This window comes from Pseudomonas sp. yb_2 (genome assembly GCF_043103905.1).
Classification (GTDB): Bacteria; Pseudomonadota; Gammaproteobacteria; order Pseudomonadales; family Pseudomonadaceae; genus Aquipseudomonas; species Aquipseudomonas alloputida.
This window is the reverse complement of record NZ_JBICKH010000082.1, coordinates 48,279-62,769: the sequence shown is the minus strand read 5'-3', so window position 1 is coordinate 62,769 and position 14,491 is coordinate 48,279. Positions and strand designations below refer to the sequence as shown.

The window sequence follows — 14,491 nt, the reverse complement described above, 5'->3', positions numbered from 1 at the left end:
TCAGTGCATGAGCCTGACGATAACCTCAGAGCATCGCGTCACGCAACCGCGGGGTCAGCTCTTCGAACAAGGTCTGCACCGAGCGCAACGCCCGGCAATCCGGCCGGGTCAGCAACCACAGCTGAGTGTCGCAGCCGGGCAGGGGGCCGCTGAGTGCATCCACCCCGGGCAGCGCATGCACCATGTAGTCCGGCAGTGCTGCCACGCCCAGGCCGGCCATTACCAACTGGGCGATGGTCGACATGCTGCTGCACTGGTAGCGCGGGCTCAGGCCCGGGTGTTGCTGGTTGCGCCAGACCACCGTAGGGTGGTCCTGCATCGAGTCGTCTGGTGCGATCCACGGCACGCTGGCGGGGGACTCGCTGAGGCGCTCGCGCCACTGTGGCTGGCCGCAGACCACATAGGAGGTCGAACCCAGGTTGCGGCCCACCAGGTGCTCCGGTGGCGTATTGGTCAGGCGCAGGGCGATGTCGGCGTCGCGCCGGCTGAGGTTGGCGAAGGTGTTGGAGGTGCCCATCTCCAGCGACAAGGCCGGGTAGTTGGACATGAACTCGGCCAGTGCGGGCAGCAACAGGCTGTGCATCACCGCCTCCGTGCAGGTCAGGCGCACCGTGCCGCTGACCACTTGCTCGCCACTGGTCATGGCAATGCGCGCCGCTTCCAGCGCCTGCTCGGCACGTTCGGCCTGCTCGGCCAAGGCCTGGGCGGTGTCAGTCGGCAGATAGCCCTTTCGGCTCTTGACGAACAAGGCGGTGCCCAGCGCCGACTCCAATCGGCGGATCGAGCGGAATACGGTCGAAACGTCGACTTTGAGCAGTTCGGCGGCTTTGGCCAGCGAGCGGCCACGTTCCAGTGCCAGGACCAGAGAGAGGTCTGCGTGGGTTATCTGATATTGCATTGATGCACGCTCTGCTTGCCAAATTGCCAATGTCTGTTGCGTCTGGGCCATTTTATAGTGAAACGGCCCCCCGGAATCAATGCGCCCGGTCGGGTAACCAGTCCCCACGATGGGAAAGTGAAAACAACAACAGCTGCAACCATCGTCGCCCGTGAGGCGCCAGCCGTATCCCCACATCGCCGCAGCACATCAAAGGATGTACACCATGACGTCGGTAACCCCGTGCGCCAGTTCTTCCAGCGAGATGAATGACTTCCTCCAGGCCCATCCGGACACGCAGTACGTAGACCTGCTGATCTCCGACATGAATGGCGTGGTACGTGGCAAGCGCATCGAGCGGGCCAGCCTGCACAAGGTGTACGAGAAGGGCATCAACCTGCCCGCATCGCTGTTCGCCCTTGATATCAACGGTTCCACTGTCGAAAGCACCGGCCTTGGCCTGGACATCGGCGACGCCGACCGCATCTGTTTCCCGATCCCCGGCACGCTGTCGGACGAGCCGTGGCAAAAGCGCCCCACCGCCCAGCTGCTGATGACCATGCACGAGCTGGATGGCCAGCCGTTCTTCGCCGACCCGCGTGAAGTGCTGCGCCAGGTGGTGAGCAAGTTCGACGACCTGGGCCTGACTATCTGCGCCGCGTTCGAACTGGAGTTCTACCTGATCGACCAGGACAACCTCAACGGCCGCCCACAGCCGCCGCGCTCGCCGATCTCCGGCAAGCGCCCGCAGTCGACCCAGGTGTACCTGATCGACGACCTCGACGAGTACGCCGACTGCTTGCAGGACATGCTCGAAGCGGCCAAGGAACAGGGCCTGCCCGCCGACGCCATCGTCAAGGAAAGCGCCCCGGCGCAGTTCGAGGTCAACTTGCACCACGTGGCGGATCCGCTGAAGGCCTGCGATTACGCGATCCTGCTCAAGCGCCTGATCAAGAACATCGCCTACGACCATGAAATGGACACCACCTTCATGGCCAAGCCCTACCCGGGCCAGGCAGGCAACGGCCTGCATGTGCACATTTCATTGCTGGACAAGAAAACCGGCAAGAACATCTTCGCCAGTGACGATCCGCTGCAAAGCGATACGCTGCGCCACGCCATTGGTGGCGTGCTGGAAACCATGCCGGCGTCGATGGCCTTCCTGTGCCCCAACATCAACTCCTACCGCCGCTTCGGTGCGCAGTTCTACGTGCCCAATGCGCCGAGCTGGGGCCTGGACAACCGCACCGTGGCCGTACGCGTGCCCACCGACAGCAGCGAAAACGTGCGCCTTGAGCACCGTGTAGCCGGCGCCGATGCCAACCCGTACCTGATGCTCGCGGCGATCCTTGCCGGCGTTCACCATGGCCTGACCAACAAGGTCGAGCCCGAGGCGCCGATCGAAGGCAACTCCTACGAGCAGCTGGAGCAAAGCCTGCCGAACAACCTGCGCGATGCCCTGCGCGCGCTGGATGACAGCGAAGTCCTCAACCAATACATCAGCCCGGACTACATCGATATCTTCGTGGCCTGCAAGGAAAGCGAACTGGCCGAGTTCGAAGTGTCGATTTCCGATCTTGAGTACAACTGGTACCTGCACACGGTGTAAGCCCATGAGCGCAAATGCGGTCCCTTTGATCGGTGTCAGCGCCTGCCGTCAGCAGGTAGGGAAGAACTCCTCGCACACGGTCGGCGACAAGTATGTCGAGGCGGCCGGCTTTGCCGGCTTGCCACTGATCTTGCCGGCCCGTGATGGCGGCAGCGACACGCAAGCGCTGCTGGCTCGCCTGCACGGCATTGTTTTTACCGGCTCGCCTTCAAATATCGAGCCGCATCATTACAATGGCGCCCCCAGTGTGGCGGGTACCCGGCATGATCTGGCGCGTGATCGCCTGACCCTGCCGCTGCTGCAGGCAGCCATTGCCGTCGGTGTGCCCGTATTCTGCATCTGCCGAGGCTACCAGGAGCTGAACGTGGCCCTTGGCGGCAGCCTGCACCAGCGTGTGCAGGAGCTGCCTGGCTACCTTGACCACCGCGAACCCGAGGATGCCCCCCTGGAGGTGCAATACAGCCCTCGCCACTCGGTCAGTATCGAGCCTGGCGGGTTGTTCGAGCGCCTGGGCCTGGGGGCGCAGTTCGAGGTCAATTCGCTGCACAGCCAGGGCATCGACCGTCTGGCCCCGGGCCTGCGCGTCGAGGCACGGGCCCCGGATGGCCTGGTCGAGGCGGTGTCCATGCCTGCGGCACCGGGCTTTGTGCTCGGGGTGCAATGGCACCCGGAGTGGCGCTTCAACGAAAACCCGGTCTCGCTGCGTCTGTTTCAGGCGTTTCGCGAGGCCTGCAATGCCTACGCAGCACGGGAGGGCTTACGGCAGGAATGATTCTGACGTCAGCCGAAGGTCTCGGATGACTCGTTCCCGATAGCAAGCTTTCAATGAGTGAAAGCGAGCCTTGTACCCAAGGCTTGTTAAAACAATTCCAAAATTTACGGCAAATACTCATGAGCAATTACACAGAAGCCGGCCGCCCACCCGATGTGGCGGCCGACGCGGGCAACACTCAGCGCAGCAAAGGCCTGGCCAAGGGCCGCTTGGGGCTGCTGGCCAGCGTGGTGCTGGGCATTTCCACCATCGCCCCGGTCTATACCCTGACCGGCGCCCTTGGCCCTACCGTGCGTGAGGTGGGCGCCCACCTGCCGGCCGTGTTCATCGTGGGCTTCTTGCCGATGCTGCTGGTGGCCCTGGGCTATCGCGAGCTGAACTCGGCGGAGCCTGACAGCGGTACTTCGTTTACCTGGTCGGCGCGTGCATTCGGCCCGATGATCGGCTGGATCGGCGGCTGGGGACTGGTGGTTGCCACCACGATCGTGCTGTCGAACCTGGCAGGTGTGGCGGTGGATTTCTTCTACCTGTTCCTTGGCCAGATCACCGGCAAGCATGAGCTGGCAGCGTTGGCCGACAACCTGTTGATCAACATCGTTACCTGTTGCGTGTTCATTGGCCTGGCAGTGTGGATCTGCTGTCGGGGTATCGCCACCACAATGACCGTGCAGTACGGCTTGGTGGCCCTGCAGCTGTTGGTGTTGATCGGCTTTGCTTTCGCCGCTTTCGGCGGCACTACCGCGCCGCCACCGCTGGCGTTCGATTTCGCCTGGTTCAACCCGTTCGGTGTCGAGTCGTTCTCGGCCTTTGCCGCTGGCCTGTCATTGTCGATCTTCATCTTCTGGGGCTGGGACACTTGTCTGACCGTCAGTGAAGAGTCGGTGGGCAGCGAAGAGGTGCCGGGCAAGGCCGCTACCTGGACCGTGATGTTGATCCTGGGCCTGTACCTGTTCACCGCCATCGCCACCCTGCAGTTTGCCGGTATCAGTGAAACGGGTCTGGGCCTGAACAACCCGCGCATCCAGGAGAACGTCTTTGCCCACCTGGCCGGCCCGGTCATGGGGCCGCTGGCGATCCTGATGTCCATCGCCGTGCTGGCCAGTACGGCGGCGTCGCTGCAGTCCACCTTCGTGGCGCCGGCGCGCACCCTGTTGGCCATGGGTTATTACGGTGCGGTACCGCAGAAGTTCGCCAGCGTCTGCCCGCGCTCGCAAACGCCGCGCTATGCCACCATCTGCGCCGGCCTGGCCGCAGGCCTGTTCTACGTGACCATGCGTACGCTGAGCGAGAACGTGCTGGCAGATACCATCACGGCATTGGGCATGATGATCTGCTTCTACTATTCGCTGACCGCGTTTGCCTGCGTCTGGTATTTCCGCGGCAGCCTGTTCGACAGCCTGCGCCACTTCATCATGCGCGGCCTGTGCCCGCTGCTGGGGGGTGTTATCTTGTCGGTGATCTTCGTGCGCACCGCCATCGACAGTGCTTCGCCGGACTTTGGCAGCGGCTCGCATGTGGGCGGGCTGGGGCTGGTGTTCGTGATTGCCGCGATCATCTCGGTGCTTGGCATCGGCCTGATGATGCTGTCGCGCATGCGTGCGCCGGCGTACTTCCTCGGGGCTACCCTGCGTCAGCAGGCTACCTTGCCGCTGCAGGACTAAACCATTGGGGCTGCAATGCAGCCCCATCGATCTTCAGCCGATCATTTGCTTGAGCAATGCCGCATGACGCTGCTGCTGCTTCTTCAGCAGCAGCCGATTCGAGCGGAACACTGCTTTCAAGTCTGCCAGCGCCGTGTCGAAATCATCATTGATGATGACGTAGTCATACTCGTCGTAGTGCACCATCTCGCTGACCGCTTCCTTCATGCGCCCGGCAATGATCTCTTCGCTGTCCTGCCCGCGTCCGTCCAGGCGGTGGCGAAGCGCCTCCTGGCTTGGAGGCAGGATGAACACCGACAGCGCCTGTGGCATCAGCTTGCGCACTTGCTGTGCACCTTGCCAGTCGATTTCCAGAATCAGGTCGTAGCCCTGGTCCAGGGTCTGCTGCAGCGCGCTGCGTGAAGTGCCGTAGAAGTTGCCGAACACTTCGGCATGCTCCAGAAAGTCACCTTGCGCGATCAGCGCCTTGAATTCCTCGTGGACCACGAAGTGATAGTTCACCCCGTGCTGCTCGCCCGGGCGCATGGCGCGGGTGGTGTGCGAGACCGAGACGCGGATCTGCTGGTCGTCTTTGGTCAGGGCGGTGACCAGGCTGGTCTTGCCGGCACCCGAAGGGGCCGAAACGATGTAGAGGGTGCCGCTGCTGTGGTTCATGGTCGGGGTGGCCTTACTCGATGTTCTGTACTTGTTCACGCATCTGTTCGATCAATACCTTCAGGTTGACCGCCGCTTGCGTGCTGCGTGGGTCGAAGGCCTTGGAGCCGAGGGTGTTGGCCTCGCGGTTGAGTTCCTGCATCAGGAAGTCCAGGCGCCGGCCAGCGGCGCCGCCACCCTTGAGCACGCGGCGCACTTCGGTGACGTGGGTGCTGAGGCGGTCGAGTTCCTCTGCCACGTCGCTTTTCTGGGCCAGCAGTACCATCTCCTGCTCCAGGCGCTGTGGGTCCAGCTCGGCTTGCATGTCGCCGAAGCGGTCGAGAATCTTCTGCCGCTGCGCCGCCAGCATCTGCGGCACCAGGGCGCGCAGGGTAGTGACTTCGCTGGCCATGTTGTCCAGGCGTTCGTTGATCAGCCGGGCCAGTTCCTGGCCTTCGCGCTGGCGCCCGGCCTTGAGTTCGGCCAGCGCTTCGTCGAACAGCGCCATGGCTTCGGCGTTCAGTGCCTGGGGGTCGCTGGTGTCGGCCACCAGCACGCCTGGCCATGACAGCACTTCCAGCGGGTTCAGGGGGGCCGGCTGCTTGATCAGGCCAGCCACTTCCTCGGCGGCGGCAACCAGTTGCGCGGCGCGCTCATGGTCCACTTTCAGCGGTTTGCCATTGCTGTCTTCGTTGAGGCGCAAGGTGCATTCCACCTTGCCGCGTGACAGGCCCTGGCGCAGGCCTTCACGTACACCGCCTTCGAGGTCGCGCAGGGCCTCGGGCAGGCGCAGGTGCGGCTCCAGATAACGGTGGTTGACCGAACGCAGCTCCCAGACCAGGGTGCCTTGGCTGCCGGCGCGCTCGACACGAGCAAAAGCGGTCATGCTGTGCACCATGGGGAGTACCTCGCGTAATGAATGAACGGTGGGAGCCTCTCGGCTGCAAGGCGCAGGATTGTAGCGCAGTGTCGCCGTGGCGCCCAATCCGCCTATGTTACTGACGGGTGGCTACTGCGGTAGGAAAAGGCGACGGGCTGTGCCGGGCGCGACAATAGGCATGTCTTCCCCGGGCTGCGGGCTCTATAATGCTCGGCAGATTCAAAGTCCCAGTACAGGTATCCCAGATGAAACGTCCAAGTGGTCGCGTTGCCGATCAGCTCCGCTCGATCCGCATCACCCGCAACTACACCAAGCACGCCGAAGGGTCGGTACTGGTCGAGTTCGGTGACACCAAAGTCATCTGCACGGTCAGCGTTGAAAACGGTGTACCGCGCTTCCTCAAAGGCCAGGGCCAAGGCTGGCTGACCGCCGAGTATGGCATGCTGCCGCGCTCCACCGGCGAACGTAACCAGCGCGAAGCCAGCCGTGGCAAGCAGGGTGGCCGCACCCTGGAAATCCAGCGCCTGATCGGCCGTTCGCTGCGCGCCGCGCTGGACATGAGCAAGCTCGGTGACATCACCCTGTACGTCGATTGCGACGTGATCCAGGCCGATGGCGGTACCCGTACCGCGTCCATCACCGGCGCCATGGTTGCCTTGTGCGACGCTTTGGCAGTGATCAAGAAGCGCGGCGGCCTCAAGGGCGGCAACCCGCTCAAGCACATGATCGCTGCCGTGTCGGTAGGCATGTATCAGGGCGAAGCGGTGCTCGACCTGGACTACCTGGAAGACTCCGCAGCCGAAACCGACCTGAATGTGGTCATGACCAGCGCTGGTGGTTTCATCGAAGTGCAGGGTACTGCCGAAGGCGCACCGTTCCAGCCGGAAGATTTCAACGCCATGCTCGCTTTGGCGCAGAAGGGCATGAACGAGATTTTCGAGCTGCAGCAGGCAGCACTGGCTGACTGAAACCGGCCAAGGAGGTGCGGGGCATGAGCGATTCGAACCTGTCGATCACCCCGCCCAATGCCGAAATCCGGCAATGGGCGATGTTCTGCCACCTCTCCGCGCTGTTGGGCCTGGTAGTGCCGCTTGGGCACCTGCTGGGCCCGCTGGTGCTATGGCACCTCAAGCGCGAGCAAGACCCTTTTATCGACGCCCAGGGCAAAGAGGCGCTGAACTTTCAGATCAGCGTGACCATTGCCGGGTTCATCTGCTTCCTGCTGATGTTCGTGTTTATCGGGCTGGTGCTGTTTGCCATGCTCACGGTGGCAGTGATGATATTGATCATCATCGCGGCGGTGCGGGCGAATGAGGGCAAGCCTTATCGCTACCCGATGATCTGGCGGCCGATCAAATAACCATTGGGGCTGCAACGCAGCCCCAATGGCCTTTTAGATGGTCAGCGTCCAGTCATAGTCGACGATCAGCGGCGCATGCTGGGAGAAGCGTGGCTGACGCGGCAGGCGAGCGTTGCGCACGAAGCGGCGCAGGCCCGGGGTGAGGATCTGGTAGTCGAACCGATACCCCAGGTTGAGCATCTCGGCCTGCTCGTTGTCCGGCCACCAGCTGTACTGGTCGCCTTCACGGCTGACTTCGCGCAAGGCATCGACATACCCCATCTCGCCAGTGATCGCATCCATCCAGGCGCGTTCTGGCGCCAGGAAGCCCGGCGACTGCTGGCTGTCACGCCAATTCTTGATGTCGAGCTTCTGCTGCGCCACGTAGAACGAGCCGCAATAGATGTATTCGCGACGCTTGCGACGCTGCTTGTCCAGGTACTTGGCGAAGTCGTCCATCAACTTGAATTTCTGATTCAAGTCTTCGTCGCCGTTCATGCCCGAAGGCAGCAGCAGGCTGGCAATACTGACTTTGTCGAAATCTGCTTGCAGGTAACGCCCGTAGCGGTCGGCTGTCTCGAAGCCCAGGCCGGTGATGACTGCCTTGGGCTGCATGCGCGAGTAAAGGGCCACACCACCTTGGGCAGGCACCTCCGCGTCGCAGGCATAAAGGAAATAGCCATCGAGCTGGAAAGCTGGGTCGTCGAGTTCAAAGGCCGAGGCGCGGGTATCCTGAAGGCAGATGACGTCGGCATTCTGGGCTTGCAGCCAGCTGAGCAAACCACGCTCGGCCGCAGCCTGAATGCCATTTACGTTCACACTGATGATCCGCATAAATGGCCCCATAAATCTCGTGCGTGTATGATACCCGAGCTCAACCCATTTAGCTAAATCCGTGGTGTCCGGGACTATTCATGCAGCCGTATCAGCGCGACTTTATCCGTTTTGCCATCGATCGCGGGGTACTGCGTTTCGGTGAATTCACCCTGAAATCGGGGCGTACCAGCCCGTATTTCTTCAATGCCGGCTTGTTCAACACCGGCTCCGCACTGGCTGAGCTGGGGCGTTGCTACGCCGCCGCCATCGTCGATAGCAAGATCCCGTTCGATGTGCTGTTCGGCCCGGCCTACAAGGGTATCCCTTTGGCGGCGACTACCGCCGTGGCCCTTGCCGACCAGCATCAGCTGGACGTGCCATGGTGCTTCAACCGCAAGGAAGCCAAGGACCATGGCGAAGGTGGCAGCCTGGTCGGCGCGCCGCTGGCCGGTGACGTGCTGATCATCGACGACGTGATTACTGCCGGTACCGCCATTCGTGAGGTCATGCAGATCATCAACGCCCAGCAGGCCAAGGCCGCTGGTGTACTGATCGCGCTGAACCGTGAAGAGCGCGGCAATGGCGAACTGTCGGCGATCCAGGAAGTGGAACGCGACTTCGGTATCCCGGTGGTCAGCATTGTTTCGCTGACCCAGGTGCTGGAGTTCCTGGCTGACGATCCACAGCTGAAACAGCATCTGCCGGCTGTCGAGGCCTACCGGGCGCAGTACGGGATCTGATCCTGGCCCAGGAATGAAAAAGGCGACCTTCTTCAGAGGGTCGCCTTTTTTTGTGCCGCCTGATCTGGCCCTTTCGCGGGTAAACCCGCTCCTACATGGGGATTTCCTTTGTGGGAGCGGGTTTACCCGCGAAGAGGCCAGTGCAGGCTAACCGATCAATCAGCGCGGCTTGCGATTGGTAATCAGGGTGCCCACGCCGCTGTCGGTGAAGATCTCCAGCAGCACTGCATTCGGCACGCGGCCATCGATGATGTGCGAGCTGTTCACGCCGCCCTGCACCGCATCCAGCGCGCATTTGATCTTCGGCAGCATGCCGCCATAAATGGTGCCGTCAGCGATCAGTTCGTTGACCTGCTCGGTGGTCAGGCCAGTCAGCACCTGACCCTGCTTGTCCATCAGGCCGGCGATGTTGGTCAGCAGCATCAGCTTCTCGGCTTTCAGCGCCTCGGCCACCTTGCCCGCCACCAAGTCGGCGTTGATGTTGTACGACTCACCGTTGGCGCCCACGCCGATCGGCGCGATCACTGGAATGAAATCGCCCTTCACCAGCATGTTCAGCAGGTCGGTGTTCACGCTCACCACTTCGCCCACGTGGCCGATGTCGATGATTTCCGGAGTGGTCATCTCAGGCGTCTGGCGGCTGACAGTCAGCTTGCGGGCGCGAATCAGCTCCGCGTCCTTGCCGGTCAGGCCGATGGCGCTGCCGCCGTGGCGGTTGATCAGGTTGACGATGTCCTTGTTGACCTGGCCGCCCAGCACCATCTCCACAACGTCCATGGTCGCCGAATCGGTGACGCGCATGCCGTCGATGAAGTGGCTTTCGATCGACAGGCGCTTGAGCAGGTCACCGATCTGCGGGCCACCACCGTGGACTACCACCGGGTTGATGCCCACAGCCTTCATCAGCACGATGTCACGGGCGAAGCCCGTCTTGAGCTCCTCGCTCTCCATCGCGTTGCCGCCGTACTTGATCACCAGGGTCTTGCCGACAAAGCGGCGGATGTAAGGCAGTGCTTCGGACAAAACCTCGGCTACATGGGAAGCGGCATCGCGATCGAGGGTCATGCAGGGCTCCTGTAAGGAACAGATAGTCGGTCAGAACGGCAGTTGCAGCTCAGGCTCTACCCGCAGCAACTGGGTGCGGAAAACATCCTTGATACGTTGCAATTCGGCGTCGCTGTCGGCCTCGAAACGCAGCACCAGCACCGGGGTGGTGTTGGAGGCGCGAACCAGGCCCCAGCCGTTGGCGTAGTCGACCCGCACACCGTCGATGGTGGTCAGGTTGGCTTCGCCCCAGTCGGCGTCGCGTTGCAGTGCATCAATGATGCTGAATTTACCCTCGTCGGTCACATCAATATTGATTTCCGGCGTGGAAATATCGTTCGGGAAGGCGGCAAACAGGTTTTCGGCGCTCTGCTCGGTCTTGCTGAGGATCTCCAGCAGGCGCGCGGCGCTATAGATGCCGTCGTCAAAACCGTACCAGCGTTCCTTGATGAAGATGTGACCGCTCATCTCGCCTGCCAGCAGCGAACCGGTCTGCTTCATCTTCTTCTTGATCAGCGAATGGCCGGTTTTCCACATCAAGGCGCGGCCACCGTGCTGTTCGATCAACGGGGTCAGGCGGCGGGTGCATTTGACGTCGAAGATGATCTCGGCGCCCGGGTTGCGCGACAGCACGTCCTGGGCAAACAGCATCAGCAGGCGGTCGGGGTAGACGATGCTGCCGGTGTTGGTCACCACGCCGACGCGGTCGCCGTCACCGTCGAAGGCCAGGCCGATATCGGCACCGGTTTCCTTGACCTTGGCGATCAGGTCCTCGAGGTTTTCCGGCTTGCCCGGGTCTGGGTGGTGGTTGGGGAAGTTGCCGTCGACCTCGCAGAACAGCGGGATCACTTCGCAGCCCAGGGCTTCGATCAGTTGCGGTGCAACCACGCCAGCGGCGCCGTTGCCGCAGTCCACCACCACTTTGAGCTTTTTCGCCAGCTTCACGTCGCCGACGATCTGCTTGAAGTAGCGGTCGAGGATCTCGACCTTTTCCACGCGGCCTTGGGCCAGGGTCAGGTCGTTGGTTTTCAGGCGGGTCAGCAGGGCCTGGATCTGTTCGTTGGCCAGGGTGTCACCGGCGATGACGATCTTGAAACCGTTGTAGTCCGACGGGTTGTGGCTGCCGGTCAGCATCACACCGGACTTGCCGGCCAGCACGTTGGCTGCGTAGTACAGCGCCGGGGTAGGCACCAGGCCGACGTCGCTGACGTTGCAGCCCGCATCGACCAGGCCTTTGATCAGCTGTTCCACCAGCATCGGGCCCGACAGGCGGCCATCGCGCCCTACCGAAACCTGCGGTTCGCCCTGGGCCAGGCTTTGCGCGCCGATGGCGCGGCCGATCCAGTAGGCGGTTTCGGCGTGAAGGGTCTTGCCGACCACGCCGCGGATGTCATATGCGCGGAAAATGCTGTCGGGCAATGCGGCGGGGACCAGGTGGGCCATGTCGTTCATCTCTGGAAGCTCCATTAGTCAAAGGCTTTCTGGGCAGGCGCAAACTGAACGCTTGGACGGTGGTTTCGCCAGAGAGTTCGCCATCCTTGGCCTGAACGGTCATTTGCCGGCTCAATGGCTGCCGGAGTGACCGAAGCCGCCAGCGCCACGCTGGCTTTCGTCGAACGCTTCGACGATTTCGAAGTGAGCCTGCACCACCGGCACCAGCACCAGCTGGGCGATGCGCTCGCCAACCGCGATGGTGAACGGCGTGTTGCCGCGGTTCCAGCACGACACCATCAGCTCGCCCTGGTAGTCCGAATCGATCAGGCCGACCAGGTTGCCCAGCACGATGCCGTGTTTATGGCCCAGGCCCGAGCGCGGCAGGATGACTGCCGCCAGGCCCGGGTCGCCGATGTAGATCGACAGGCCGGTAGGAATCAGAACGGTCTGGCCCGGTTCGAGGATGGTGTCTTGCTTGAGCAGGGCGCGCAGGTCGAGGCCGGCGGAGCCGGGGGTGGCGTATGCGGGTAGCGGAAATTCGCTGCCCAGGCGTGGGTCGAGGATCTTGGCTTGAAGAGCGTGCATGTAACTTATTGAACCTGGTTGAGCCGTTCGGCGATGAAGGCGACCAGTTGCCGGGCGATCTTGCCCTTGCTGGTCTGCGCGAAGAGGGTCTGGTGCTGCTGGCGGTCGATCACGGTCAAGGCGTTTTCTTCGCTGTTGAAGCCGATGCTGGGGTTGGCCACATCATTGGCGACGATCAGGTCGAGGTTCTTGTCCTTGAGCTTGCGCGTGGCGTAATCGAGCAGGTGCTCGGTTTCGGCGGCAAAGCCGACGCTGAACGGGCGGTCGGCGCGGCCAGCAATGGTGGCAAGGATATCGGGATTACGCACCATCTGCAGCAGCATGCCGTCGCCTGTCGTAGGATCTTTCTTCAGTTTTTGTGTGGCAACCACTTCGGGACGGTAGTCCGCAACCGCTGCCGAGGCGATGAACAGGTCGCACGGCATGGCCGCTTCACAGGCCGCGAGCATGTCCCGCGCGCTGACGACGTCGATGCGGCTGACCCGGTCAGGGGTTGGCAAGTGCACAGGGCCGGTGACGAGGGTCACCCGAGCCCCTGCTTCGGCGGCCGCTTCGGCCAGGGCGAAGCCCATCTTGCCGGAGCTATGATTGGTGATGTAGCGCACCGGGTCGATGTTTTCCTGGGTCGGCCCGGCGGTGATCAGCACGTGCTTGCCGGTCAGTGCCTGGCGCTTGAAGCTTTCCGCGGCGCACCAGGCCAGGTCGGTGGCTTCGAGCATGCGCCCCAGGCCGACGTCGCCACAGGCCTGGCTGCCGGATGCCGGGCCGAACACCTGAATGCCACGGCTCTTGAGCAGCTCGAGGTTGGCTTGGGTGGCCGGGTCACGCCACATGGCCTGGTTCATCGCCGGCGCCACGGCGACGGTGGCGTCAGTGGCCAGCACCAGCGTGGTCAGCAGGTCGTCTGCCATGCCCTGGGCCATGCGTGCCATGAGGTCGGCGGTAGCTGGGGCGATCAGCACCAGGTCCGCCCACTTGGCCAGCTCGATATGGCCCATGGCAGCTTCGGCGGCCGGGTCGAGCAGGTCCATGTGTACGGGGTGGCCCGACAGCGCCTGCAGGGTCAGCGGGGTGATGAATTCTGCACCACCCCGGGTCATGACGACGCGCACCTGCGCGCCGTGCTCCAGGAGACGGCGAATCAGCTCGGCGCTTTTGTAGGCGGCAATGCCGCCACCCACGCCGAGAACGATGCGCTTGCGATACAGCCGCTGCATAGGCTTGCCTTTTTCCAGTGAGAGCGGGCGACGACGTTTGAAATGCCTGCGGCGGAACGTCGCATGTACGAGGCGAAATAGATTAACACAGGGCCGAAATGGGCCGCAGCAAAGGCAGGGGTGGAATGAACATCAGGGAGTGGCCGGCGGAAGAACGGCCTAGGGAGAAGTTGTTGCAGCGAGGGGCAGGGAGCCTGACAGATACGGAGCTGCTGGCCGTTTTTCTCGGCTCAGGCGTACGTGGGTGTAATGTCGTGGAGCTTTCGCGAGGCTTGTTGGTGAAGTTCGGCAGCTTGCGCCGGTTGCTGGAGGCCGACCGCGAGGCCTTCGTCGGCGAGCTTGGGTTGGGCCCGGTGAGGTACAGCCAGCTGCAGGCACTGCTTGAGATAGGCCGCAGGCACCTTGCAACGTCGATTGAGCGGGAGTCTGCCATGGACAGCCCGGCAGCGGTGCGACGCTACTTGAAAGCCATGCTCAGGCATGAGGCCAGCGAGGTGTTCGGGTGTCTGTTTCTCGATACCAAGCACCGGCCACTGGCATTCGAGATCCTGTTCAGGGGCACGATAGATCGGGCGAGTGTCTATCCGCGAGAGGTGGTGCGGCGGGCGCTGGTGCACAACGCTGCGGCATTGATCCTGTGCCACAACCATCCTTCAGGGATCAGTGAACCGAGTCAGGACGATGTGCATTTGACGCTGACGTTGAAGCGGGGGTTGGCGTTGATCGACGTGCGGGTGCTGGACCACATCATCATCGGCGACGGGGAGCCGTTGTCGATGGTCGAGCATGGGTGGATTGTGGCGTAGGCAGGTCAATGCGGTCAGGGCTAGCAGGCGCCTGTCTTGAGGTTTGTGGTGCCTGGGAGATCGAGCGCCGCCCGCGCG

At 62.5% G+C, this 14,491-nt stretch carries 14 protein-coding genes and 1 pseudogene; 7 read left to right on the top strand and 8 right to left on the bottom strand.

Features of this window, described 5'->3' with window-relative positions; translation table 11 throughout:
* Positions 1-25: 25 nt before the first annotated feature.
* Positions 26-898, bottom strand: coding sequence for a LysR family transcriptional regulator (locus tag ACF8FB_RS22975; protein WP_003253385.1), 873 nt, complete (start codon positions 896-898; stop codon positions 26-28).
* 205 nt (positions 899-1,103) lie between these two features.
* Here ACF8FB_RS22975 and ACF8FB_RS22970 point away from each other — a divergent pair, with 205 nt between their 5' ends.
* From ACF8FB_RS22970 to ACF8FB_RS22960, 3 genes are all read left to right on the top strand, one after another.
* Positions 1,104-2,486 carry a glutamine synthetase family protein gene (locus ACF8FB_RS22970; RefSeq protein ID WP_129931877.1) on the top strand — a complete coding sequence of 461 codons (1,383 nt, stop codon included), beginning with the start codon at positions 1,104-1,106 and terminating at the stop codon, positions 2,484-2,486.
* Positions 2,487-2,490: 4 nt separating this feature from the next.
* A complete protein-coding gene (locus ACF8FB_RS22965; RefSeq protein WP_392509865.1) occupies positions 2,491-3,258 on the top strand; it encodes a gamma-glutamyl-gamma-aminobutyrate hydrolase family protein in 768 nt (255 codons plus the stop codon).
* Between the two features lie 119 nt (positions 3,259-3,377).
* Positions 3,378-4,919, top strand: a complete 1,542-nt coding sequence (locus ACF8FB_RS22960) for an APC family permease (protein WP_049588397.1) — start codon at positions 3,378-3,380, stop codon at positions 4,917-4,919.
* A 33-nt stretch (positions 4,920-4,952) separates the two neighbouring features.
* Here the strand turns inward: ACF8FB_RS22960 and gmk are convergent, their stop codons facing one another.
* A complete protein-coding gene (gene gmk, locus ACF8FB_RS22955; RefSeq protein ID WP_010955795.1) occupies positions 4,953-5,573 on the bottom strand; it encodes a guanylate kinase in 621 nt (206 codons plus the stop codon).
* A 13-nt stretch (positions 5,574-5,586) separates the two neighbouring features.
* On the bottom strand, positions 5,587-6,450 hold the full coding sequence (locus ACF8FB_RS22950; protein WP_010955794.1) for a YicC/YloC family endoribonuclease: 864 nt from the start codon (positions 6,448-6,450) through the stop codon (positions 5,587-5,589).
* 227 nt (positions 6,451-6,677) lie between these two features.
* Here ACF8FB_RS22950 and rph point away from each other — a divergent pair, with 227 nt between their 5' ends.
* Positions 6,678-7,400 (top strand): ribonuclease PH, encoded by a 723-nt coding sequence (rph, locus tag ACF8FB_RS22945; protein WP_003253397.1) that lies wholly within the window; start codon positions 6,678-6,680, stop codon positions 7,398-7,400.
* A 23-nt stretch (positions 7,401-7,423) separates the two neighbouring features.
* Positions 7,424-7,792, top strand: a complete 369-nt coding sequence (locus tag ACF8FB_RS22940) for a DUF4870 domain-containing protein (protein ID WP_003253399.1) — start codon at positions 7,424-7,426, stop codon at positions 7,790-7,792.
* 33 nt (positions 7,793-7,825) lie between these two features.
* On the opposite strand, the gene ACF8FB_RS22935 is transcribed toward ACF8FB_RS22940, so the two are convergent.
* Positions 7,826-8,605, bottom strand: a complete 780-nt coding sequence (locus ACF8FB_RS22935) for an exodeoxyribonuclease III (RefSeq protein ID WP_003253401.1) — start codon at positions 8,603-8,605, stop codon at positions 7,826-7,828.
* A gap of 80 nt (positions 8,606-8,685) precedes the next feature.
* On the opposite strand from ACF8FB_RS22935, the gene pyrE reads away from it, so the two are divergent.
* Positions 8,686-9,327 carry an orotate phosphoribosyltransferase gene (gene pyrE, locus ACF8FB_RS22930; protein ID WP_003253405.1) on the top strand — a complete coding sequence of 214 codons (642 nt, stop codon included), beginning with the start codon at positions 8,686-8,688 and terminating at the stop codon, positions 9,325-9,327.
* A gap of 159 nt (positions 9,328-9,486) precedes the next feature.
* On the opposite strand, the gene argB is transcribed toward pyrE, so the two are convergent.
* The 4 genes and pseudogenes from argB to coaBC all read right to left on the bottom strand — a co-directional run bounded on the left by argB (position 9,487) and on the right by coaBC (position 13,607).
* A complete protein-coding gene (gene argB / locus ACF8FB_RS22925; protein WP_004575216.1) occupies positions 9,487-10,392 on the bottom strand; it encodes an acetylglutamate kinase in 906 nt (301 codons plus the stop codon).
* 30 nt (positions 10,393-10,422) lie between these two features.
* Positions 10,423-11,790 (bottom strand): annotated as a pseudogene (locus tag ACF8FB_RS22920) (phosphomannomutase/phosphoglucomutase); the annotation flags it as partial.
* A 144-nt stretch (positions 11,791-11,934) separates the two neighbouring features.
* Complete coding sequence (gene dut / locus ACF8FB_RS22915; RefSeq protein WP_392512083.1) at positions 11,935-12,390, bottom strand: dUTP diphosphatase; 456 nt, start codon at positions 12,388-12,390, stop codon at positions 11,935-11,937.
* Between the two features lie 5 nt (positions 12,391-12,395).
* Positions 12,396-13,607: a bifunctional phosphopantothenoylcysteine decarboxylase/phosphopantothenate--cysteine ligase CoaBC gene (gene coaBC / locus ACF8FB_RS22910; protein ID WP_003253409.1), complete on the bottom strand. Its 1,212-nt coding sequence runs from the start codon at positions 13,605-13,607 to the stop codon at positions 12,396-12,398.
* Positions 13,608-13,732: 125 nt separating this feature from the next.
* Here coaBC and radC point away from each other — a divergent pair, with 125 nt between their 5' ends.
* A complete protein-coding gene (radC, locus tag ACF8FB_RS22905; protein WP_392512081.1) occupies positions 13,733-14,413 on the top strand; it encodes a DNA repair protein RadC in 681 nt (226 codons plus the stop codon).
* The last annotated feature ends 78 nt before the right edge of the window (positions 14,414-14,491 follow it).